We start from the raw sequence: 22,051 nt of genomic DNA on the forward strand, positions 1-22,051 counted from the left end.
TGCGCAGCCCGCTCTCAGACGGCCATCAGGTCCTGCTCTTTTTGTGCAAGCTGCTTGTCGACCTCGGCGATGTAGCGATCGGTCAGCTTCTGCACGTCTTCCTGAGCGCGGCGTTCGTCGTCTTCGGAAATTTCCTTGTTCTTGACCGCGTCTTTCAGCGCATTGTTGGCATCGCGGCGCAGATTGCGCACGGCGACCCGCGCGTTCTCGGCTTCGCCGCGCACGACCTTGATCAGTTCCTTGCGGCGCTCCTCGGTCAGCGGCGGCATCGGCACGCGCACGATTTCACCCATGGCGGACGGGTTGAGGCCCAGATCGGAGTCCCGGATGGCCTTCTCGACCACCGGCAGCATCTTCTTTTCCCATGGCTGTACGCCGATGGCCCGCGCATCGATCAGGGTGACGTTCGCCACCTGGGCCAGCGGCACCATGGAACCGTAGTAATCGACCTGGATGTGGTCAAGGATGCCGGTGTGCGCACGTCCGGTGCGCACCTTGCCGAAGTCGGTCTTGAGCGACTCCAGCGTTTTCTGCATCTTCTGTTCGGTGGTTTTCTTCAACTCGGGGATCATGACGTCGCCTCTTGTTGGAAGTACGGCCGCATTCGCGGCCGGTGTCTGAAATCAGCGTGCGGCCATGCGGCGCAACCGGGATCAGATGTGGACCAGCGTTCCTTCGTCTTCGCCCTGCACCACGCGCTTCAGTGCGCCCGGTTTGAAGATGCTGAACACCTTGATCGGCAGTTGCTGATCGCGGCACAGCGCGAGCGCTGTTGCGTCCATCACCTTCAGATCACGGCTGATGGCTTCATCGAAGCTTACGCGATCGTAGCGGGTGGCCGTCGCATCCTTCATCGGATCGGCGTTGTACACGCCGTCGACCTTGGTGGCCTTGAGCACCACCTCGGCCTCGATCTCTCGCCCGCGCAGCGCTGCAGCGGTGTCCGTGGTGAAGAAGGGATTGCCGGTACCCGCCGCGAAGATGACGACCTTGCCTTCTTCGAGATAGCGGATGGCCTTGCCGCGGATGTAGAACTCCACCACCGGCTCTATGCTCAGCGCCGACTGCACGCGCGCCGCCACACCGGCCTGACGCATCGCATCGCCCAGTGCCAGCGCGTTCATCACGGTTGCCAGCATGCCCATGTAGTCGGCGGTGGCGCGATCCATGCCGGCCGCGCCTCCTGCCACGCCGCGGAAGATGTTGCCTCCGCCGATCACAACGCCCACTTCCACGCCCAAAGCGCGGATTTCGGCGATTTCAGCCACGACACGCGACAGCATGTCGCGGCTGATTCCGTAGTCGTCGTCGCCCATGAGGGCTTCGCCCGACAGCTTCAGAAGGATGCGGCGATAGGCAACGGTCATGCAGGCTCCCTGGGCGAGTTCAGCGCGCGGCAGCGGCAGCGGCTGCCTGGGCGGCCACTTCGGCGGCAAAGTCGGTAGTCTTCTTCTCGATGCCTTCGCCGACCACGTACAGCGTGAACGATGCGATCTTCGCAGACTTCGCCTTCAGCAACTGTTCGATCGTCTGCTTGCCGTCTTCGGCCTTTACGAACACCTGACCGAGCAGCGTCACTTCCTTCAGGTACTTCTGCACCGAGCCTTCGGCAATCTTGGTGATCATTTCTTCCGGCTTGCCCGCTTCACGCGCCTTTTCGATGGCGACGCGGCGCTCGGCTTCGATCAGCTCGGCCGACACCCCGGATGCATCCAGCGACTTGGGCTTGGAGGCGGCAATGTGCATCGCCAGGTCCTTGGCGAGCGCTTCGTCGCCGCCGACCAGATCGACCAGTACGCCGATCTTGGAACCACCGTGTACGTAGCTGGCCACCTTGCCTTCGGCCTGCACGCGCACGAAGCGGCGGATGCTCATGTTCTCGCCGATCTTGCCGACCAGCGCGGCGCGGGTGGATTCGACCGTGCCCTCGCCCATCGGCAATGCCGACAGCGCGGCCACGTCGGCCGGGCTGTTTTCCGCAACCAGCCTGGCGCAGCCGTTCACCAGCGCGAGGAAATCGTCGTTCTTGGCGACGAAGTCGGTTTCGCAGTTCACCTCGACCATGGCGGCCGTCTTGCCATCCGCCGCCAGGAACAGGCCGACGACGCCTTCCGCGGTCACGCGCGCCGCCGCCTTGCTGGCCTTGTTGCCCAGCTTCACGCGGAGGATTTCTTCCGCCTTCGCCAGATCGCCACCCGCTTCGGTCAGCGCCTTCTTGCATTCCATCATCGGAGCGTCGGTCTTTTCGCGCAGCTCCTTGACCATACCTGCGGTGATTTCCGCCATGCTCATTCCTGCCTATCTGTGCGTTTCGAAAAATCGAACGGTGAAAACAATCGCGGGCGCCGAGGCGCCCGCATCCCTGGGATCAGGCCTGGGCTTCGCCTTCGCTTTCACCCTCGACCTCGACGAATTCGTCGTCGGACTTGAGCTGGGCAACGAGATCGGCCGCTGCGCTGTTGCGGCCTTCCAGGATGGCGTCCGCCACGCCGGAGGCGTACAGACGGATCGCGCGACTGGAGTCGTCGTTGCCCGGAATGATGTAATCGACGCCATTCGGCGAATGGTTGGTATCGACCACAGCGATGACCGGAATGCCCAGCTTGCTGGCTTCGGTGATGGCGATCTTGTGGTAGCCGACATCGATCACGAACAGCGCATCCGGCAGACCCGCCATGTCCTTGATGCCGCCGATGCTCTTCTGCAGCTTGACCAGTTCGCGCTGAAGAACCAGCGCTTCCTTCTTCGGAAGACGCTCCATCGAGCCATCTTCCACCATGGTTTCCAGATCCTTCAGGCGCTTGACCGAAAGCTTGAGCGTCTTGAAGTTGGTCAGCATGCCGCCGAGCCAGCGCTCGTCAACATAGGGCACACCGGCGCGCTGCGCTTCCTCGGCCACGATTTCACGTGCCTGGCGCTTGGTACCGACCATCAGGATGGTGCCCTTGTTGGCCGACATGCGGCGGATGAAAGCCATCGCCTCGTTGTACTTGGTGACGGTCTTTTCGAGATTGATGATGTGGATCTTGTTGCGATGGCCGAAGATGAAAGGGGCCATCTTGGGATTCCAGAAGCGGGTCTGGTGTCCGAAATGGACACCGGCTTCCAGCATTTCACGCATGGATACGGACATTCTGATGCTCCGAACAGGGTTGGACCTCCGCCCGGCCGTGTCGCAGCCGGACTTCCGGCGGCGCACCCCATCGGTCGTCGCCAGGCGCGCAAGGCGCCGGCGCATGCCGGGCGTGTGGATTTGTCTGACGCACCCACCCGGGCGCTGAAATCAGACAGCCTTCGATTGTATCAGCCGCATTGCAACAAATTCAAGTCAGCCACATGAACCCCGTTTGCCGCATGGCGGCGCTTCCGTTACCCTCGCAGGTCCCGTTTCATCATTTCAGACCGAACCGTTCATGAGCGTCACCATCAAGACCCCCGAAGAGATCGAGCACATGCGCGTCGCCTGCCGGCTCGCATCGGAAGTGCTCGACTTCATCGGCCCGCATGTGCAAGCAGGGGTTACCACGGCCGAGCTGGACCGCCTGTGCCATGACTACATGGTGAATGAGCAGCACACCATTCCCGCGCCCCTGAATTATGCGCCTCCGGGCTACAGCCCCTACCCGAAATCCATCTGCACCTCGGTCAATCATGTGGTGTGCCATGGCGTTCCGGCCGAGAGGCCGCTGAAGAAGGGCGATATCGTCAACCTGGACATCACGGTGATCAAGGACGGTTTCCATGGTGACACCAGCCGGATGTTCATCGTCGGCGGCGAGACGACGAAGCAGGCGTCTCGCCTGTGCGCGATCACCTACGAATGCATGTGGCTGGGCATTTCCCGCGTGAAACCGGGCGCCCATCTCGGCGACATCGGTCATGCGATCCAGCGGCACGCCGAAAGCAACGGCTTTTCCGTGGTGCGCGAATTCTGCGGGCATGGCATCGGTCGCAAGTTCCACGAAGAACCCCAGGTGCTGCACTACGGCAAGCCGAACACCGGCATCGAACTGAAGGAAGGCATGATCTTCACCATCGAGCCCATGATCAACGCCGGTCGCGCGGCCGTGTCCGAACTGCCGGATGGCTGGACCATCGTGACCCGCGACCGCAGTCTGTCGGCGCAATGGGAGCACACGGTGCTGGTCACCGCCGAGGGCTTCGAGGTGCTCACCGTATCGGCCGGCTGTCCGCCTCCGCCCGCATTGATCGGCGACCTCGGCAAGGTGGCCTGAGCGGTGTCCGCGCTTCCCGATACGGATGCGCTGCGCGTGCTGGTTGGCGCGCTGCGCGCCGAGCTGGTCAGCCACCAGCAGTCGCTGCGCAGCCGGTTTGAGGAGGACGGCAACAGCCGTCGCATACTGCTCGCTCGCGCACGGGCCGTCGATGGGGCATTGCGCAGACTGTGGGCGGCCGTCGGCATGCCGCGCGACGCAGCGCTGGTCGCCGTAGGCGGTTACGGTCGCGGTGAGCTGTATCCGGCCTCCGATGTGGACGTGTTGTTCCTCCTGCCGGAGCATGCGCCCGAAGGCGTGGACGCGCGCCTGGAACAGCTCGTCGGCCTGCTCTGGGACGTGGGACTGGACATCGGTCACAGCGTGCGCTCGGTCGAGCAATGTGTGGACGAGGCCGCGCGCGACATCACGGTCGAAACGACGTTGCTGGAAGCGCGCCTGCTTGCCGGTTCGACCCGGCTGTTCCGGTCATTGCGCGACACGCTGGCCGAGCATCGGGACCCGCGTGCGTTCTTCAAGGCCAAGCGACTGGAACAGGACGAGCGGCACCAGCGCTATCAGGAAACACCGTACAGCCTCGAACCGAACTGCAAGGAAAGCCCTGGCGGATTGCGCGACCTGCAGGTGATCCAGTGGATCGCGCGTGCCAGTCAGCTCGGTTCGAGCTGGAACGAGCTGGCCGGGCGCGGCCTGATCACACAGGAAGAAGCTCGCCAGCTCGCGCGGGTCGAGCGTTTCATGCGCGACACGCGCGTGCGCCTGCACCTGATCGCACGTCGCCGCGAGGATCGCCTGATTTTCGATCACCAGGAGGCGGTCGCTGCGGCGTCCGGTTGCCGGGCCACGCCCACGCGACGGGCGTCCGAAGTGTTCATGCAGCAGTATTATCGCAGCGCGAAAACGATCACCCAGCTCAACACCATACTTCTGCAGAACATTTCGGCCGCGCTCTTTCCGTCCGACAATGCGGCGACGCAGCCGATCAACGAGCGCTTCCAGTCCAGTCGTGAACTGCTGGACGTGGTCGATGAACAGGTGTTCGAGCGCGAACCCAGCGCGCTGATCGAGTGCTTCACGCTGCTGCAGCGGCACGGCGAGCTGAAGGGCATGACCGCGCGCACCTTGCGCGCACTGTGGCGTGCACGCCGGCTGATCGATGCCCGTTTCCGGCGCGATCCGAGGAACCGTGCGCTGTTCCTGTCGCTGTTCCAGCAGACGCGCGGACTGGTGCATGAAATCCGCCGCATGAACCAGTACGGCATTCTGGGTCGTTACCTGCCCGCCTTCGGCCGCATCGTCGGCCAGATGCAGCATGACCTGTTCCATGTCTATACCGTGGATCAGCACATCCTGCAGGTGATGCGCAATGTGCGGCGCTTCACCATGGCCGAACACGCGCACGAATATCCGTTGCTGTCGCGGCTGATCACTGGCTTCGAGCGGCGCTGGCTGCTCTACCTGTCCGCGCTGTTCCATGACATCGCGAAGGGCCGCGGCGGCGACCATTCGCAGCTCGGCATGCGCGATGCGCGCACGTTCTGCCGGCAGCACGGTTTGAGCAGCGAGGATGCGCAGCTTGTCGTGTTTCTGGTCGAGCATCACCTGTCGATGTCGTCGGTGGCGCAGAAGCAGGACCTGACCGATCCGGACGTGATCCGCGACTTCGCCCGCATCGTGCGGACGGAGCGCAGGCTCACCGCGCTCTACATCCTGACCCATGCCGATATCCGCGGCACCAGCCCCAAGGTGTGGAATGCCTGGCGCGGCAAGCTACTGGAAGATCTGTACTTCGCCACGCTGCGCCAGTTGCAGGGTGACGGCGCGGGCGCCACCTGCAGCAGCGGCCGCCAGGAAGAAGCGCGTCAGCTTCTGCGCTATTTCGGCCTGCGCGATGGTGTCGAGAACGCGTTCTGGTCCCGTCTGGACACCGTGTACTTCATGCGCCACGACGCCGATGAAATCGCGTGGCACACGCGCATGCTCTATTTCCAGCCGGATGCCGCCACCGCTGTCGTCCGAGCGCGCCCCAACCAGGTGGGAGATGGCCTGCAAGTGATGGTCTATGCGCCGGACCAGATCGATCTGTTCGTTCGGCTGTGCGGGTTCTTCGGACGGCTGGGCTACAGCATTGCCGACGCCAAGATCCACACGACGACCGACGGCCACGCGCTGGACAGTTTCGTGCTGCTCGACCCGAACGGTCATCTGAATTCGCGCGACATGATTGCGCTGATCGAAACCGGTCTGGTCGAGAGGCTTCAGCAGCAGTCCGTGCCCGAGCAGCCGATCGCCGGACGACTGTCACGCGAGGTGAAGCATTTTCCGATCACGCCAACGGTGGTGATCAAGCCGGATGAGCGCAAACAGCATCACATCATGCATGTGACCGCCGCGGACCGACCGGGGCTGCTCTATTCGGTGGCGAGCGTGCTGGCCGCTCACCACATCAAGCTGCACACGGCGAAAATCACCACGCTGGGTGAACGTGCGGAGGACGTGTTCCTGGTTTCGGGCGCGGAGCTGGACAGCAGCAGCACCCTCATCCGGCTCGAGCAGGAACTGCTGGATCAACTGGCGGTAAGCTGACGGCGCGCCGGACAGTCAATCGTCCGACGAGGCCTCGAGACCGGGGAACAGCACATCGGTGTAGCCGAAACGGGTGAAGTCCTTCACCCGCATCGGGTAGAGCACGCCATCCAGGTGGTCGCATTCGTGCTGGACCACCCGCGCATGGAAGCCTTCGGCATCGCGCTCTATCGGTCGACCTTCCGGGTCGAAACCGCTGTAGTGCAGCCGCGTATGGCGCGGCACCATCCCCCGCAAGCCGGGCACGGACAGACAGCCTTCCCAGCCCTCCTCCTGCTCGTCCCCCATCGGCTTGAGCACCGGGTTCACCAGCACCGTAAAGGGCACGACCGGCGCATCCGGATAGCGCGTCGGCGGAGCCCCGCCGAACACGACGACACGCAGGTCAACACCGATCTGCGGTGCCGCAAGACCGGCACCGTTGGCGGCGCGCATGGTGTCGATCAGGTCGCTCACCAGCAGGTGCAGCTCCGGGCTGTCGAGGTCCTGGACCGGCCTGGCGATGCGCAGCAGTCGCGGGTCTCCCATGCGCAGAATTTCCCGGATCATCGGCACACCCCGCTTTCACACACTTTCTCGAGCACATGGCGCACACGCACCATGGCCTCCTGGAGCATCGCTTCGATGTCGGCCATGCGGATGCCGTGTGCGGAATCGCCGCGTCCTGCGGCGTGATTCACCACCACATTGAGTGCAGCATAGGCCAGCCCTGCCTCGCGCGCGAGCGCCGCTTCCGGCATGCCGGTCATGCCCACGACGTCGGCGCCATCCCGTTCGTAGCGGTTGATTTCGGCTGCGGTTTCCAGGCGTGGCCCCTGGGTTGCCGCATAGACGGCACCATCAACCACTGTCTCGCCAGCCAGCGCCGCGGCTTCGATCAGGCGCTCGCGCAGCGCCGCGTCATAAGGTTCGGTGAAATCGATGTGGCGCACCTGTCCGTCGTGCGCATCGAAAAAGGTCGAATGCCGGCCCCAGGTGTAATCGATGATCTGGTCGGGCACCACGAGTGCGCCCGGTCCGAGGTCGGCACGAATGCCTCCGACCGATGCCACCGACACGATGTGGGTGACGCCAGCGCTGCGCAGCGCGGAAATGTTGGCGCGGTAATTCACCCGATGCGGCGGAATGGTGTGGCCATAGCCGTGGCGGGCGATGAACACCAGCTCACGTCCGGCCAGCCGGCCGAAGGTGAGCGGGCCGGAAGGTTCGCCGTACGGCGTCCTGACCACCTCCCGTCGCGTGATGTCGAGATTGGCGAGCTGGGTGAGCCCGCTTCCGCCGATGACGGCCAGCATGCGATGAAGACTCCGGATCAAAGACCCGGAGTATACGGCGCAAACCCCGATACGCCGGTGGCAGGGCGGGACCAGCGATGCGACTCAGCTTGCCTGAATCCGCCTCGCCCAGCGGCCCACCAGGCCCAGACCGGCCAGCAGCATGGCCAACGCCGACGGCTCCGGCACTGCCGCTGCGTATACGCCTGCGAAGGCCGAGACGTCGTACTGCGCCGCTTCGTCGCTCGCATTGACAAGCGCGAATACCAGGCGTCCCTGCCTGATTTCAGAACCGGCATCCTCATCAGCGTAGAGAATGGCTTCGGAGTACGACAGGAAGCCCTCGTTCTGCGCCTCGATGCCGACACGAGTGAACAGCCAGGGAGCCATACCGCCCAGCGGACCCAGGTCGTAGGTGAGCAGGTAATCGAAGGAAACGAGCAGCACCGACTGCGCATCGATTTCCAGCGTGAAATCCCGGAAGACGTTCGCGCCACTCATATCTCCCGACGTGTCGACCCGCGCGTCCAGAGATTCGAGCGGATTCGGAATCAAGCGCCAGTCCGGATCGGTGCCGTCATCGTTCAACGCCTTGTCCGGAAAGGCTGCGCCGGTGATCGAAGCATGGGCACCGAGGGTATGGCTCGACAGATCGGACATCCAGTCGTGGGACTCCTGCCAGTCGCCGATGAAACCCATATTGGTCGAGACGTAGGAGTAGAAGTTGTCTGCGGTGAAGGACGGCGTGATTCCTGAATCGGGATCGAGAGAAAGGTGCTGGAACTCGAGCGAAAACCAGTCCAGCGTCGCCGTCGCGGTTGCGGCCTGCGCGGCTCCGGCCACGCCGATGAGGGTGCCGGTCAGCCATGCTGCGATAAGCGTTCTGTGTTTCATCATGAGCGTTCTCCGTCAGTCGCGGGGCGACCGCTTGCCGTTCGCCCCGCAGGTGGTGCTGGCGTGTCTTACTGGACAACCGGCAGGCTGGTGTGATTGCTGCCGGTATTCAGGCAGGTCGGATGACCGAAACCGCCACTGCTCTTGCCGGTGCCGGGATCGATGTCGAAAACGATGTTGTCCGGTCGCGTCGCGTCGCCCGACACGCCACCGACGGCCGCGAGCTGGTCGAGACCCAGCAGGGCGCGCACGCGCCAGGCGATGTTGTGATCGGCGCACGAGGTGTCGCCGCTCACGCCGACCGCCCCCTTGACCACATTGCCCTTGTACAACCCGAGTCCGCCACCGAACACGTTCACGCCGCCGATGCGACGCCCGATCATCGGGTCGTTGATCTGGCCGTAGCTGGCCGGATTGCCCCGATAGGCGGTTTCGGTATCGACCGGATTGCTGTGCTGCAGCCCGTACAGGCTGCCGCCGGGTTGCACCGCCGAATACAGATTGGCGGTGGACAGGGCCAGCCCGTTCAGGCTGAAGGCATTCGCAGTATTCGCCTTCTGCGCAGAAATGACCCGGCTTCCCGGCCACTGCGCGCCGCGATCGCCACCCGAGAATGCCACCGCACAGACGATGCCGTCGCGGTCGACCAGCGTGGCCCACATGTCGAAATCCAGTCCTTCGGCTTCCGCCGCCACCGCGCCCGTCAGCGCGGACTTCAACTGCGCGTACACCGATCCGCCGGCCGGATTCAGGCCGAGCTCGCCGGCCGAACAACCGGCCTGTGCAGCGCCGGATGCGGCCATCGCCGCGATGACCCACAGTGCTTTCCTGACCTCTTTATGCATTGAAATCTCCTGAAGCAAGGGATGAGGATGTCCCCGGGGCTGCCGCACAAGGCTCGGCGCCCGTTCGGGGTCAGTCTTCAGGCTTCGTCCCGCGCCGGCGAAACGATGTGGCCGGGGACCGCCAGGATTGTGTCCGGACTGTTCTGCGACAGTCGGTTCCGCACGCTGGATCACCCGACGAAAGTACTTTCAGGTCAAGGTGATATGAGAATTCTGAGGGGATGGTTGCGTCATGTCGATGACAAATCGACGAATCATCCTTCTGGATGACCCTTGTGCAACACAGCAAAAACGTCAGGCTTGCGTGTTACGATAGTGGGTTTTGTTCTGAATCTCGCCAAACCACCATGTCCCGCTCCATACGCAACATCGCCATCATCGCCCACGTCGATCATGGCAAGACCACGCTGGTTGACCAGCTGCTGCGCCAGTCCGGCACCTTTGCATCGCACCAGCAGGTGTCGGAGCGGGTGATGGATTCCGGCGATATCGAAAAAGAACGCGGCATCACCATCCTCGCCAAGAACTGCGCGATCGAGTACGAAGGCACGCACATCAACATCGTCGATACCCCGGGTCACGCCGACTTCGGTGGTGAGGTCGAACGCGTGCTGTCCATGGTCGATTCCGTGCTGCTTCTGGTCGATGCGCAGGAAGGTCCGATGCCGCAGACCCGCTTCGTCACGCGCAAGGCGCTGGCGCAGGGCCTCAAGCCCATCGTCGTCGTGAACAAGATCGACCGTCCGGGTGCCCGCCCGGACTGGGTGATCAACCAGACCTTCGATCTGTTCGACAAGCTGGGCGCCAGCGAGGAACAGCTCGATTTTCCGGTGGTGTACGCATCCGGCCTGAATGGTTTCGCGGTGCTCAACGAGAACGACGAACGCAAGGACATGCGCCCGCTGTTCGAAGCCATCCTCAGGCATGTGCCGCAGCCCGAGGTGGATGAAGACGCGCCGCTGCAGTTGCAGATCTGTTCGCTCGACTACTCCACCTATATCGGCCAGCTCGGCATCGGACGCATCAAGCGTGGACGCATCAAGCCGAACCAGGAAATCGCCGTCTATTACGGTGACGAGAACCGCGGCAAAGCCAAGGTCGGCCAGGTGCTCACGTTCAAGGGGCTGGATCGCACGCCCGCCGAATCCGCCAGCGCGGGCGACATCGTGCTGGTGTCGGGCATCGATCAGGTCAATATCGGCGTCACGCTGTGCGACCCGGACAGCCCGAGCCCGATGCCGCCGATTGCGGTGGATGAACCCACGCTGACCATGAATTTCATGGTGAATGGTTCGCCGCTGGCGGGCCGCGAGGGCAAGTTCGTCACCAGCCGCCAGATCCGTGAGCGACTGGAAAAGGAATTGCTGAAGAACGTGGCGCTGCGCGTCGAATACACCGACGATTCCGATGTGTTCCTGGTGTCGGGCCGCGGCGAACTCCACCTGACCATCCTGCTGGAAAACATGCGTCGCGAAGGCTACGAGCTGGCGGTCGGACGTCCGCGCGTGGTGTTCAAGGACATCGACGGCGTGAAATGCGAGCCGTACGAAATGCTCACGGTCGACGTCGAGGAAAACCATCAGGGCGGCGTGATGGAAGAGCTGGGCCGCCGTCGCGGCGAAATGGTCGATATGCAGCCGGATGGCAAGGGCCGCGTACGCATCGAATATCGCATTCCGGCGCGTGGCCTGATCGGCTTCCAGGGCGAGTTCCTGACGCTGACGCGGGGTACCGGCCTGATGAGTCACGTGTTCGACGACTACGCTCCGATGGCGGGCGCGATGTCCGAGCGCCGCAACGGCGTGCTCATTTCGCAGAACGATGGCGAGGCGGTGGCCTATGCGCTGTGGAATCTGCAGGACCGCGGCCGCATGTTCGTCAATCCGGGCGATGTGCTGTACGAAGGCATGATCATCGGCATCCATTCGCGTGACAACGATCTGGTGGTGAACCCGATCAAGGGCAAGCAGCTCACCAATGTACGCGCATCGGGCACCGACGAAGCCGTGCGTCTGGTGCCGCCGATCGCGCTCACGCTTGAATCGGCGATCGAATTCATTGCCGACGACGAACTGGTGGAAATCACGCCGAAGAACATCCGCCTGCGCAAGCGTTTCCTCAAGGAACACGAACGCAAGCGGGCATCGCGCGACGAGGCCTGATCGACGCGCAGCGAAGAGGCAAGGACAGGAAGGCCGGCTGCTCAGCCGGCCTTTTTTTCGCGTGCGTGACGGTGCGCCGCCCGCGCGGCGGCTCAGGCCGCCAGCGGCTCGAACCCGGAAAGATGCGCGAAGGTGGCTTGCAGCACCCGGGCGTCCGAACTGGCGCGATGGCGCATCAGTTGCAGCGAGGCCTGGATGGCCGATTTCGCGTCATGCCAGCGCGCTGCCTGGGCTTCGTCCAGCAGTTCGCGCAGACTGGCGACGCGGAAGCGCTGCAATACCCCGGTTTCGTCATACAGCCGGTTCAGCCAGGCCATGTCCTGGCCCCAGGCGTCGCTGTACACCGTGCGGCCTGCCAGCAGGTCGTTCAGCAGGTGCGCCACCTCGCGCGCATCGCGACCACGCTGGTCCAGCAGTTCGCGGCTGATGCCGTGCACCGACTCCGCGCTGTCGTCCCAGCGCGTCCACCCCTCCATCGGGCGGATCAGGAAACAGTGCGCGCTCAGATCGTCCAGCACGCAGCCGATCTCGATCGGATAGCTGCCGGCACCGAAACCCGAAGCTTCGACATCCAGGAACACCGGCAGCGATCGGCTCATGGCAGCGTCGTCCTCATTCCTTCAGCGCGTGGATGGACGGCAGATTGCGCCAGGCGCCGCGCACATCCATGCCGAAGCCGAACACATAGCGGTCGGGCAGCGCAAGGCCGGTGAAATCGGCCTGTATCGGCTTGTCGCGCCCGATGCGCTTGTCGGCGAACACTGCGGTGAGACAGCGCGCCGCACCCTTGGACAGGACATGCTGACGGATCGCGGCGAGCGTGATGCCCTCGTCCAGGATGTCGTCCATCACCAGCACGGTGCGTCCGGCCAACGGTGTGCGCGGCTCGCTGATCCAGCGCAGCTCGCCACCCGCCGTGGCATCGCCGTAGCGGGTGACATGCAGATAATCGACGTCGAGCGGGAAAGGCAGGCGGGTGAGCAGTTGGCCGGCGAATACCACGGCACCGCCCATGACGGTGAGCAGCAGCGGATAGCTGTCGCCAAGCTGCGCCGTGATGTCGCAGGCCAGGCGGTCCACCGCCGCCTGCACCTCGTCGGCGTCGCAGACCAGGTCCGACTGGTCGAGCAGCGCCCTCGCCTGCGCCACCTGGCTCACGCCGCGTCGGCTTTCTGCCTGGCCGGAGCGGCTGACTTCTTTTCCTGTTCCTGCGCATCCATCCAGGCGGAAAAGTCCGCGCCCACATCCGGGTGCTTGCGCGCCAGCGCAACCGTGGCCTGCAGATAGCCCAGCTTGGAACCGCAGTCGTAGCGCGTGCCCTTGAACGGATAGGCGAGCACCGCTTCGTCGCCGAGCAGAGCGGCGATCGCATCGGTCAGTTGCAGTTCGCCGCCTGCACCCGGCTTGACCGAGCGCAGGTGATCGAAGATGCGCGGGGTCAGCACATAGCGACCGACCACCGCCAGCGTGGAGGGCGCAACATCGGGCTTGGGTTTCTCGACGATGCCGGTCACACCATACAGGCCGCCGACGTCGGCGTCGGTGCTGACGATGCCGTAGCTGCCGGTCTGGCTGCGCGGCACCTGCTGCACGCCCAGGATGGAGCGGCCGAAGCGGTCGAAGATGTCGGTCATCTGCTTCAGGATGGGGGGCTCGCCATCGATCAGGTCATCGGCCAGCACGACCGCGAACGGTTCGTCGCCCACCACCGGCTCCGCGCACAGCACGGCATGTCCGAGGCCCAGCGGCTCGGACTGGCGGATGTAGATGCAGTTCACATGCTTGGGCACCGTGTTGCACAGCGCCAGCAGATCGTGCTTCTTCTTCATTTCGAGCTCGTGCTCGAGCTCGTAGGCCTTGTCGAAATGATCGGCAATCGAACGCTTGGTGCGGCCGGTGATGAAAATGAGGTCGGTGCAGCCGGCGGCGACCGCCTCTTCCACGGCGTACTGGATCAGCGGCTTGTCGACCACCGGCAGCATTTCCTTCGGGTTGGCCTTGGTGGCGGGCAGGAATCGGCTGCCCAGACCGGCGACCGGAAACACGGCTTTGCGTACGGATTTCATCTTTCTACAGCTCCCTGTTGCCGAGCAGCGACAGCAGCCCGGATTCATCGAGAATATTAATGCCGAGTTCTTGCGCTTTTGTGAGCTTGGAACCGGCATCCGTGCCAGCCACCACGAAATCGGTCTTTTTTGACACGCTTCCAGCCACTTTTGCCCCGGCGGCCTCGAGCAGGTCCTTGGCCTGATCGCGCGTGAGCGTCGGCAAGGTACCGGTCAGCACCACTGTCCTGCCGACCAGCGGGCCACTGGCCACCCGCGCCTCGCCCTCTTCCCAGACGATGCCGCAGGCGCGCAATTGCTCGACCACCTCCCGATTGTGCGCTTGCGCGAAAAAAGTGTGGATGCTGGCGGCAACGACCGGTCCCACGTCCGGCACCTGCGACAGCTCCTCGACCGAGGCATCCATGATGCGGTCCATGCTGCCCAGATGCCGCGCCAGATCCTTCGCGGTCGCCTCTCCCACATGACGTATGCCCAGCGCGAACACGAAACGTCCGAGCGTCGTCCGCTTCGACCTTTCCAGCGAAACCACCAGATTCTCGGCGGATTTCTCCGCCATGCGATCCAGCTCGGCCAGCTTCAGCACACCCAGCCGGTACAGGTCGGGCAATGTGCGTATCAGGCCGCCCTCCACCAGTTGATCGACCAGTTTCTCGCCCAGTCCTTCGATATCCATCGCGCGCCGTTGCGCGAAGTGCAGCAGCGCCTGCTTGCGCTGCGCCGAGCAGTACAGCCCGCCGGTACAGCGATGATCCACTTCGCCTTCCTCGCGCACCACGTCGGAAGCGCAGACCGGACAGTGGCTGGGCATTGAGAATGCCCGCGCATCGGCGGGGCGTCTGTCCGACAGCACCGACACGACCTCGGGAATGACATCGCCGGCGCGGCGCACCACCACCGTGTCACCGATGTGCACATCCTTGCGCCGGATTTCCGATTCATTGTGCAAGGTGGCATTGGTGACCGTCACGCCGCCGACGAACACCGGCGCAAGCCGCGCCACCGGCGTGAGCTTGCCGGTACGGCCGACCTGCACCTCGATGTCCTGCACCGTGGTGAGCGCCTCCTGCGCCGGGTATTTGTGCGCCACCGCCCAGCGCGGTTCGCGCGTGACGAAGCCCAGCCTTTGCTGCAGCGCGAGGCTGTTCACCTTGTACACCACGCCGTCGATGTCGAAGGGCAGCGTCGGCCGCGCTTCGGCGATGCGCGCATGGAAGGCGGCCAGCGCCTCAGCACCGGCACATATCTCGCGGTGCGCGCACACCGGCAGGCCGAAGGCGGCCAGCGCATCGAGCACGCCGGCATGCGTTTCCGGCACCGCCCAGCCGCGCACCTCGCCCAGCCCGTAGACGAAAAACGAGAGCGGACGTTTCGCCGCCACCGCCGGATCGAGCTGGCGTATGCTGCCCGCCGCGCCGTTGCGCGGATTGACGAGGGTCTTTTCGCCTGCCGCGATGGCGCGCGCATTGAACGCCTCGAAATCGTCGCGCCGCATGTAGACCTCGCCGCGCACTTCCAGTACCTCCGGCACTGGCGGCGCATCGAACAACGCCCCCTGACCGGGCGGCATGCTCAGGCGCAGCGGCACGTCGCGCAGCGTGCGCACGTTCTGCGTGACGTCCTCGCCGGTCTCGCCGTCGCCGCGTGTGGCGGCCTGCACCAGCACACCGTTCTCGTAGCGCAGATTGATCGCCAGGCCATCGAACTTGAGTTCCGCGGCGTATTCCACCGGCGGTGCATCCTCGGGCAGCGCCAGCTCCCGCCGTACGCGCGCGTCGAAATTGAGGGCACCGCTCGCCTCGGTATCGGTTTCGGTGCGGATGGACAGCATGGGCACGGCGTGACGCACCGGCGCGAAGGCGTCCAGTGGCCGGCCGCCCACCCGCTGCGTCGGCGAATCGGGCGTGCGCAGCGTCGGGTGCTCTGCCTCCAGCGCCTGCAGTTCGCGGAACAGGCGGTCGTACTCGGCGTCCGGAATTTCCGGCGCGTCCTGCTCGTAATACAGGCGGTCGTGACGCGTGATCAGCGCGCGCAGTTCAGCCGCGCGCGCGGCAAGGTCCGCCGTCATCAGCTGAACAGCCGGCGCGCCGTATCACTGCCGGGCGGCACGCCGAACTGGGCCATGCGCGCCTGGAATTCGGCGATCTTGTTGCGGATGAGGCCGAGCGATGCCGGCGACAGCGGCTGCCGGTTGTCATCGACCACGCGCGCGCCCAGCGTGTGCGCGAACTGTTCGGCCAGATGCACCATGCGATCGAACAGGCGCGCGCCATCGGCCACCGTGGGCACATCGAGCAGCAGGGTGACGCCCTGGGTCTGCAGGGTTTTCATGGTGTCGGCCGAAAAGCGCGCGGCATCGAGATTGCCCAGCGTGAACAGCGTGGCCCCGGCATCGTCGCGTGCATGGAACTGGCCGCCGTCCAGCACCAAACCCTGCGCCTCGGCGAGGGCACGCAGCTTGGTGCCGCTGAGGGCCTGTTCGCCCGCCACCAGATTGAGGCCGATCTGTACGTCGACCGCAGCGGCGAACCCATCCAGTTCGCGCGCACGGTTCAGCAGTTCGCGTGCATCGGGCAAGTGCACCACGGCGAGGAAACGGTCGGCCACCGCCTGCAGCGCCTGCATCAGCGCCTCCAGCGTTGCCTCGCTCACCGGGCCGCGCCGGTCGGCCAACTGCAGCGCCAGTTCCAGTCGCGACAGCATGCCGGCGGTCTCCGGCCCCAGATCGAGCCAGCGATCCGCCTGCTCGTCGCGGCCGCGCACGCGCACCGTCGCGTCGACGTTGTGCGCCAGCTCGCGCCAGGCGCGATGGAACTCCGTGGCGGCGACCGGCGAGCCGAACTCGACCACCATGCGTTCGTCGATGCGCTCGTCCAGCCAGCGGTCCACGCTGAGGGGCGACGCGGCATCCCCGGACCGTGGCGACACGACCGGTTCGCGCTGTGCCGACGCAAGCGCGTCCTGTGCGGGCGGCTCGACCGCCGGCGGCAGTTCCGGTGCGATCGGCTCACCCAGATCGATGTCCAGCGTGGGCTCCACCCGCTTCGCTGCGGGCGCCAGCGGGTCGATCAGCACGTCGGGCCGCGCCTCGCCCAGCGCACGCTCGGCGGTACGCCGATGCCGGCGCTCCTGCCACATGTTGTAGCCGATCACCGCGCCAACGCCCACCACGCCCAGCGCGATCAGTCCCATCTGCAGTTCTGTCAGTTGCATGAATGCTGTCCTCTGTACACGGATGGCCGGGTCAGACGCTGAGCGCCTCGTCCCGCAGCTTGAGCGCCGCTTCCATATCGACTTCCACCACGCGCGAGCAGCCCCGCTCCTGCATGGTGACGCCGACCAGCTGTTGCGCCATTTCCATCGTGATCTTGTTGTGGCTGATGAATACGAACTGCGTCGAAGCCGACATGCGCTTCACCATTTCGCAGAATCGCTCGGTATTCGTATCGTCCAGCGGCGCGTCGACTTCGTCCAGCATGCAGAACGGCGCCGGATTGAGCTGGAAGAAGGCAAACACCAGCGCGGTCGCGGTGAGCGCCTTTTCGCCGCCGGACAGCAACTGGATGGATGCATTGCGCTTGCCCGGCGGCTGCGCGAACACCTGCAGGCCGGCATCCAGGATTTCCTCGCCGGTCATCACCAGACGGGCCTCGCCGCCGCCGAAAAGTTCAGGAAAGATGCGCCCGAATTCGGCATTCACCTTTTCGTAAGTGTCCTTCAGCAGCGCGCGGGTTTCGCGGTCCATGCGACGGATGGCGTCCTCCAGCGTGGCAATGGCATCGCGCAGATCGGTCGATTGCGCATCCAGATAGCCCTTGCGTTCGCTGGCCTGGGTCAGCTCATCCAGCGCCGCGAGATTCACCGCGCCCAGTGCCGCGATGTCACGGCCGAGCCGGCCGATCTCGGCATTCAGGCTGGCCTCGCGCACACGCTCGGCGTCGGCCTCCGCCAGCAGCGCATCGAGCCGCCCTTCCGGCAGCTCGATTTCGGCCAGTCGTTGCGCATACTGTTCGGCATTCAGTTCCGCCGCCTGCTGTTTCAGCTTCAGTTCGGCCAGACGATCGCGCGCCGGCGCAAGCTGCTGTTCGGTTTGCGCGCGCTGCGACTCGAGTTCGCGCAACTGTGCCGCCAGCACTTCCTGCGCATCGCGGCAGGTGGCAAGCACCTGTTCGCGCGCGCGCCGGTTGTCCAGCACCTGCTGCAGCCGGCCGTCGATGCTCGCTTCGTCGATCTGTGCGAATTCGTCGCGACGCAGCGCGTGTTCGAGTTCGGCGTTGGCGAGCTGGCTGCGCGCCATGTCGAGATTGCCGGACAGATCGGCGAGCCGGCTGGCGCATTCGCGCTGCGAGAAATTCGCTTCCTGCAGCTCGCGCGCGGCGGTCTGGTCGGCGAAGCGTGCCTCGCGCAACTGCATGTCGGCGTTCTTCTGTGCATCCAGCGCGGCATCCAGCCGCGCGCGCTGCACCTCGATCAGTTCGCGCGCGCGCTCGATCTCGGCGTCGGCGCGTTCGAGGTGCGCCCGTTCCGTCTGTTCCGCATGTTCGACCTCGGCGCGGTCGCGCGCCAGCGCCGCCTTCTGTTCGTCAAAACGCGATACCGCCTGGGCGAGCTTGATCTGCTCGACCTGGGCGGCGTGCGCCGCCTGCGTCAGCGACTGCTGTTCGCGCCGCGCCGCCGCCTGTTCTTCATGCGCGGCATTGAGCGCGGCCTCCGCGTCGCGCAGCGCGTCGCGCGACTCGCCCAGCCGGGCCTCGGCATCGTCCAGCGCCGCCGCCAGTTGTTCGATGTCGCGCGCACGCTCGAGCACGCCATGGGTGCGTGCATCCGGCGTGTAGAGCGTGAGCGAGGCCCCCTGCGACAGGCGCCCCTGCCTATCCACGCTGGCGCCGGCGCGGGCGAAATCCAGGCTGTCTACCGCCGCGACCGGACCCAGCCACAGGTCGAGCAGCGCATTCCAGCGTGCGTCGTGGGTGTGCACGCGATGGCGCAGGCTGTCGTCCGGCACGACGGCTGTGGGGAGGTCGCGGCCGGGCAAGGCGAGCGCGATGTTCTGCGGGGCATTCCCTGCTGCGCAGGCCGCCACCAGTACCTCATCGGCAGGCACCTCGAGCGCGCCGAGCCGCTCGCGCAGCACCGCCTCGACCGCCTGTTCCCAGCCCGGCTCGACCTGCAGCGCCTGCCACAGCGGGCGGGCGTCCTGCAGGCCCAGTGCGGCGAGCCAGGGCGCGAGCTTGCCGTCGCTCTGCGTCTTGCGCTGCAGCTCGACCAGCGCATCGCGACGTGCGCGCAGCTCGGTCAGTGCACGCGTCGCGGTGCGCTCGGCTTCCTGCGCCTCGCGCAGGCAGCCCTGCAGTGCCGGTACCGAGTTCTGTGCCGCAAGCAGGCGCTGCTGCGCAGCCTCCTGCGCCATCTGCAGAGATTCGAGCTTGTCCTGCGCCAGCGCCAGCGCTTCGCGGTCCGGCTCCAGCAGTTGCGCTTCGTCATGCGCAATGCGCTCGCGCCGGCCGGCCAGCGAATTCAGCGTGCGCCCCGCGTTGGCGCGATGCGTTTCCTCGACCTTGAGCAGCTGCTCGACCGTGGCCAGTTCGCGCCGCGCCAGATCCGCCTGCTGTTCCGCTTCGCGGAAGGCGGCTTCCGCCTCGGGCAGCAGTGCGCTGGTCGTTTCGTGCCGCGCCTCGGCCTGCTCGATGCGATGCGCCGCGTGCTCGGCCAGTTCGTTCCAGCGTTCGGCATCGCCCTGCAGACCGTCCATGCGCGCGCGCCAGGTCGCCATGTCCTCCTCGAGCTGGGCGATGCGCGCCTGCAGCTTGAGCCGGTTCTCGCCGGCGCGACGCAGATCGTCCTCCAGCCGGCTGGCTTCGGCATTCGCGGTGAGCAGTTCGGCCTGCGCCGCATGGACTGCCTCAGAACTGGCGTAATGCTCGGCGCGCAGCCGCTCGAGCGCCGCTTCGTGATGGCGCAGCGCCGCGGTGTCACGCTCGATGTCGTTCTCGAGACGAGCGGCGTCCTGCGCCAGCGACTCGGCCTCGACCGAGGCAGCGCGCTGCTTCATCGCCCATTGCAGCGCCTGGCGCTCGGCCAGGCGGCGGTTCAGTTCGGTGTAGCGCGCCGCAACCTCGGCCTGTTTCTGCAGGCGTTCGATGCGGTTGCCCAGCTCGCCGACGATGTCATCCAGGCGCGTCAGGTTGTCGCGCGCATCGTCGAGCCGCCCCTGGGTTTCCTTGCGCCGCTCGCGGTATTTGGTGATGCCCGCCGCCTCTTCGAGAAAGGCGCGCAGCTCTTCCGGCCGCGCCTCGATGATGCGGGTGATCATGCCCTGCTCGATGATGGCATAGGCGCGCGGGCCCAGGCCGGTGCCCAGGAACACGTCGATCACGTCGCGTCGGCGAACGCGTGTGTTGTTGATGAAGTAATCCGACTGCCCGTCGCGCTCCAGCACCCGCTTGACCGCGATTTCGGCGTACTGCGACCACTGTCCGGCCGCCCTGCCCTGCGCGTTGTCGAACACCAGTTCCACGCTGGCACGCCCGACCGGCTTGCGCGTGCCGGAGCCGTTGAAAATGACGTCGGTCATCGCGTCGCCGCGCAGCGCCGAAGCCCGGGATTCGCCGAGCACCCAGCGCACCGCGTCGATGATGTTGGATTTGCCGCAGCCGTTCGGACCCACGATGCCCACCAGTTGGCCGGGCATCTGTATCGAGGTCGGATCGACGAAGGTCTTGAAACCGGCGAGTTTGAGTTTGGACAGTCGCACGGGACGGCGGCGGAAGGGATGGGTTGGGGCGAGAAACGGGGCGAATGATAGCACCGGGGCCGTGTGCCGACCCCGACCGGCAGAGAAGCCGGGACAGCGTTTCGCCGGTACCGCATGACACATGCCTCCGCCCGGCGGTATGAACGTCGCACCGCCAGCGCCCGTCCGCGGTCATGATCGCGGCGGGGGCCTTCCCGTCCACACCCGTCAGCGCGACGGCACGGCCGTGGCGCGGCGGCGCCTGAACGGACCCAGCAGCCCCAGACCGGCGAGCAGCATGGCATAGCTGCCCGGTTCCGGCACCGCGGTGACCAGATAGCTCTGCAGCCAACCGAGCTGCCCATAGACGGAACTGTCGCCAGCATAGGTGCCAAAGCTGCTGTCGGTGGCGCAGCCGTTGCCGGAGCACGCGATGAAGGAGTGCACGCCCACCAGATACCAGTCCTCTTCGCTGAAGAGCAGACTGGCTCCGCCGGAATCGCCCGGCGCGATGATCACCTCTTCCAGGCTTGTGAGACCGGTCGATCCGAACTGGCTGGTCGATCGCGTGCCGTCGTCGAAATCGTACAGATAGACGGCGCTCGAAATGCCGCGGCTGCTGTAGTAGCGAAGACCCGCGTCGTACTGGTTGTAGCCGTAGTAAAGGCGGCCGGCGCTGCCGGTCGCGCCCTCCTCGCCGGTGCCGGTCAGCCCGTAACCGGCGACCAGCACGGTGCTGCCCAGCGCGCTGTCCAGGTAGAGCTGGTAACCGTCGATGCCGGTGACCGGCGTGGACAGCGCGATCAGTGCCAGGTCGTTGCCTTCGGCCAGATCTCCGTCCCAGCCGGGCGCGACGTAATAGGTGGAACTGGTCGCGGTCACTTCGCCGCCGTTCCACGACAGGGTGATCTTGCTCGTGGTTTCATCGCCGTCACCGCCGCTGACGCAGTGGGCGGCGGTCAGCACATAGGCGCCACCGGCGAGCAGACTGCCGGAGCAGGCGAAGGTACCGTCGCTGCGCGTCAGCGTGAGATGGGCGATGGCATCGAGGTAGCTCACCTCATCACCGCTGAGCAAGGTGTCGCTGGCCACGATGGCATGGGCCGGCAGCGACAGGAAACCCAGTGCGGCGGAGCCGCAGAAGGCGAGAAGCGAGCGCAGTGAGTGGTTCATGGCGTCCGGGGGCAAGTGGGGTGTCCCGATTCTTATCGGCCGCCGCAAGCCGGTGTACAGGTCGCCCGCGGGATTTACACAGG

General features: G+C 65.4%; 18 protein-coding genes. 3 read left to right on the plus strand and 15 right to left on the minus strand.

Annotated elements, in window-relative coordinates; translation table 11 throughout:
- Window positions 1–14: 14 nt before the first annotated feature.
- The 4 genes from frr to rpsB all read right to left on the minus strand — a co-directional run bounded on the left by frr (window position 15) and on the right by rpsB (window position 3,133).
- Window positions 15–572 (minus strand): ribosome recycling factor, encoded by a 558-nt coding sequence (gene frr / locus A3Q7_RS0104410; protein WP_018410645.1) that lies wholly within the window; start codon window positions 570–572, stop codon window positions 15–17.
- Window positions 573–653: 81 nt separating this feature from the next.
- The gene (pyrH, locus tag A3Q7_RS0104415) at window positions 654–1,367 is read right to left on the minus strand and encodes a UMP kinase (protein ID WP_026224480.1); all 714 of its coding nucleotides are present in this window, start codon (window positions 1,365–1,367) and stop codon (window positions 654–656) included.
- Between the two features lie 19 nt (window positions 1,368–1,386).
- A complete protein-coding gene (gene tsf, locus A3Q7_RS0104420) occupies window positions 1,387–2,286 on the minus strand; it encodes a translation elongation factor Ts (RefSeq protein WP_026224481.1) in 900 nt (299 codons plus the stop codon).
- Window positions 2,287–2,368: 82 nt separating this feature from the next.
- Complete coding sequence (rpsB, locus tag A3Q7_RS0104425) at window positions 2,369–3,133, minus strand: 30S ribosomal protein S2 (protein WP_018410648.1); 765 nt, start codon at window positions 3,131–3,133, stop codon at window positions 2,369–2,371.
- A 280-nt stretch (window positions 3,134–3,413) separates the two neighbouring features.
- Here rpsB and map point away from each other — a divergent pair, with 280 nt between their 5' ends.
- Both map and A3Q7_RS0104435 read left to right on the plus strand, forming a co-directional pair.
- Window positions 3,414–4,235 carry a type I methionyl aminopeptidase gene (gene map, locus A3Q7_RS0104430; protein WP_018410649.1) on the plus strand — a complete coding sequence of 274 codons (822 nt, stop codon included), beginning with the start codon at window positions 3,414–3,416 and terminating at the stop codon, window positions 4,233–4,235.
- 3 nt (window positions 4,236–4,238) lie between these two features.
- Window positions 4,239–6,821 carry a [protein-PII] uridylyltransferase gene (locus tag A3Q7_RS0104435; protein WP_018410650.1) on the plus strand — a complete coding sequence of 861 codons (2,583 nt, stop codon included), beginning with the start codon at window positions 4,239–4,241 and terminating at the stop codon, window positions 6,819–6,821.
- A gap of 15 nt (window positions 6,822–6,836) precedes the next feature.
- Here the strand turns inward: A3Q7_RS0104435 and def are convergent, their stop codons facing one another.
- From def to A3Q7_RS0104455, 4 genes are all read right to left on the minus strand, one after another.
- Window positions 6,837–7,370, minus strand: a complete 534-nt coding sequence (def, locus tag A3Q7_RS0104440) for a peptide deformylase (RefSeq protein WP_018410651.1) — start codon at window positions 7,368–7,370, stop codon at window positions 6,837–6,839.
- Window positions 7,367–8,116 (minus strand): S-methyl-5'-thioinosine phosphorylase, encoded by a 750-nt coding sequence (locus tag A3Q7_RS0104445; protein WP_018410652.1) that lies wholly within the window; start codon window positions 8,114–8,116, stop codon window positions 7,367–7,369. Before A3Q7_RS0104445 ends, def begins: the two co-directional genes overlap by 4 nt.
- 84 nt (window positions 8,117–8,200) lie before the next feature.
- Window positions 8,201–8,992, minus strand: a complete 792-nt coding sequence (locus tag A3Q7_RS0104450) for a PEP-CTERM sorting domain-containing protein (protein WP_018410653.1) — start codon at window positions 8,990–8,992, stop codon at window positions 8,201–8,203.
- Window positions 8,993–9,057: 65 nt separating this feature from the next.
- Window positions 9,058–9,834 (minus strand): GlcG/HbpS family heme-binding protein, encoded by a 777-nt coding sequence (locus A3Q7_RS0104455; protein WP_018410654.1) that lies wholly within the window; start codon window positions 9,832–9,834, stop codon window positions 9,058–9,060.
- A gap of 347 nt (window positions 9,835–10,181) precedes the next feature.
- Here A3Q7_RS0104455 and typA point away from each other — a divergent pair, with 347 nt between their 5' ends.
- The gene (typA, locus tag A3Q7_RS0104460) at window positions 10,182–11,996 is read left to right on the plus strand and encodes a translational GTPase TypA (protein WP_018410655.1); all 1,815 of its coding nucleotides are present in this window, start codon (window positions 10,182–10,184) and stop codon (window positions 11,994–11,996) included.
- Window positions 11,997–12,088: 92 nt separating this feature from the next.
- Here the strand turns inward: typA and A3Q7_RS0104465 are convergent, their stop codons facing one another.
- The 7 genes from A3Q7_RS0104465 to A3Q7_RS20240 form a co-directional block, all read right to left on the minus strand.
- A complete protein-coding gene (locus A3Q7_RS0104465) occupies window positions 12,089–12,595 on the minus strand; it encodes a 3'-5' exonuclease (RefSeq protein ID WP_018410656.1) in 507 nt (168 codons plus the stop codon).
- A gap of 13 nt (window positions 12,596–12,608) precedes the next feature.
- Entirely contained in the window at window positions 12,609–13,154 is a 546-nt protein-coding gene (locus A3Q7_RS0104470; RefSeq protein ID WP_018410657.1) for a hypoxanthine-guanine phosphoribosyltransferase, read from the minus strand.
- On the minus strand, window positions 13,151–14,062 hold the full coding sequence (galU, locus tag A3Q7_RS0104475) for a UTP--glucose-1-phosphate uridylyltransferase GalU (protein ID WP_018410658.1): 912 nt from the start codon (window positions 14,060–14,062) through the stop codon (window positions 13,151–13,153). The genes A3Q7_RS0104470 and galU overlap by 4 nt, the downstream gene beginning before the upstream one ends.
- Before the next feature lie 4 nt (window positions 14,063–14,066).
- Window positions 14,067–16,130, minus strand: a complete 2,064-nt coding sequence (gene ligA, locus A3Q7_RS0104480) for an NAD-dependent DNA ligase LigA (RefSeq protein ID WP_018410659.1) — start codon at window positions 16,128–16,130, stop codon at window positions 14,067–14,069.
- A complete protein-coding gene (locus tag A3Q7_RS0104485; protein ID WP_018410660.1) occupies window positions 16,130–17,275 on the minus strand; it encodes a cell division protein ZipA C-terminal FtsZ-binding domain-containing protein in 1,146 nt (381 codons plus the stop codon). Before A3Q7_RS0104485 ends, ligA begins: the two co-directional genes overlap by 1 nt.
- A 31-nt stretch (window positions 17,276–17,306) precedes the next feature.
- Window positions 17,307–20,816: a chromosome segregation protein SMC gene (smc, locus tag A3Q7_RS0104490; protein ID WP_018410661.1), complete on the minus strand. Its 3,510-nt coding sequence runs from the start codon at window positions 20,814–20,816 to the stop codon at window positions 17,307–17,309.
- Window positions 20,817–21,023: 207 nt separating this feature from the next.
- A complete protein-coding gene (locus A3Q7_RS20240; RefSeq protein WP_018410662.1) occupies window positions 21,024–21,968 on the minus strand; it encodes a S1 family peptidase in 945 nt (314 codons plus the stop codon).
- Window positions 21,969–22,051 lie beyond the last annotated feature (83 nt).

This window comes from Methyloversatilis thermotolerans, assembly GCF_000372885.1.
GTDB classification, from domain to species: domain Bacteria; phylum Pseudomonadota; class Gammaproteobacteria; order Burkholderiales; family Rhodocyclaceae; genus Methyloversatilis; species Methyloversatilis thermotolerans.

What these genes read in the sequence shown, in the direction of transcription:
- A3Q7_RS0104465 (WP_018410656.1), bottom strand. Translation starts at nt 12,595, where the DNA reads ATGAGCCGATCGCTGCCGGTGTTCCTGGATGTCGAAGCTTCGGGTTTC.
- A3Q7_RS20240 (WP_018410662.1), bottom strand. Translation starts at nt 21,968, where the DNA reads ATGAACCACTCACTGCGCTCGCTTCTCGCCTTCTGCGGCTCCGCCGCA.
- A3Q7_RS0104455 (WP_018410654.1), bottom strand. Translation starts at nt 9,834, where the DNA reads ATGCATAAAGAGGTCAGGAAAGCACTGTGGGTCATCGCGGCGATGGCC.
- ligA (WP_018410659.1), bottom strand. Translation starts at nt 16,130, where the DNA reads ATGACGGCGGACCTTGCCGCGCGCGCGGCTGAACTGCGCGCGCTGATC.
- A3Q7_RS0104485 (WP_018410660.1), bottom strand. Translation starts at nt 17,275, where the DNA reads ATGCAACTGACAGAACTGCAGATGGGACTGATCGCGCTGGGCGTGGTG.
- def (WP_018410651.1), bottom strand. Translation starts at nt 7,370, where the DNA reads ATGATCCGGGAAATTCTGCGCATGGGAGACCCGCGACTGCTGCGCATC.
- A3Q7_RS0104450 (WP_018410653.1), bottom strand. Translation starts at nt 8,992, where the DNA reads ATGATGAAACACAGAACGCTTATCGCAGCATGGCTGACCGGCACCCTC.
- map (WP_018410649.1), top strand. Translation starts at nt 3,414, where the DNA reads ATGAGCGTCACCATCAAGACCCCCGAAGAGATCGAGCACATGCGCGTC.
- frr (WP_018410645.1), bottom strand. Translation starts at nt 572, where the DNA reads ATGATCCCCGAGTTGAAGAAAACCACCGAACAGAAGATGCAGAAAACG.
- rpsB (WP_018410648.1), bottom strand. Translation starts at nt 3,133, where the DNA reads ATGTCCGTATCCATGCGTGAAATGCTGGAAGCCGGTGTCCATTTCGGA.
- tsf (WP_026224481.1), bottom strand. Translation starts at nt 2,286, where the DNA reads ATGGCGGAAATCACCGCAGGTATGGTCAAGGAGCTGCGCGAAAAGACC.
- typA (WP_018410655.1), top strand. Translation starts at nt 10,182, where the DNA reads ATGTCCCGCTCCATACGCAACATCGCCATCATCGCCCACGTCGATCAT.
- galU (WP_018410658.1), bottom strand. Translation starts at nt 14,062, where the DNA reads ATGAAATCCGTACGCAAAGCCGTGTTTCCGGTCGCCGGTCTGGGCAGC.
- A3Q7_RS0104445 (WP_018410652.1), bottom strand. Translation starts at nt 8,116, where the DNA reads ATGCTGGCCGTCATCGGCGGAAGCGGGCTCACCCAGCTCGCCAATCTC.
- pyrH (WP_026224480.1), bottom strand. Translation starts at nt 1,367, where the DNA reads ATGACCGTTGCCTATCGCCGCATCCTTCTGAAGCTGTCGGGCGAAGCC.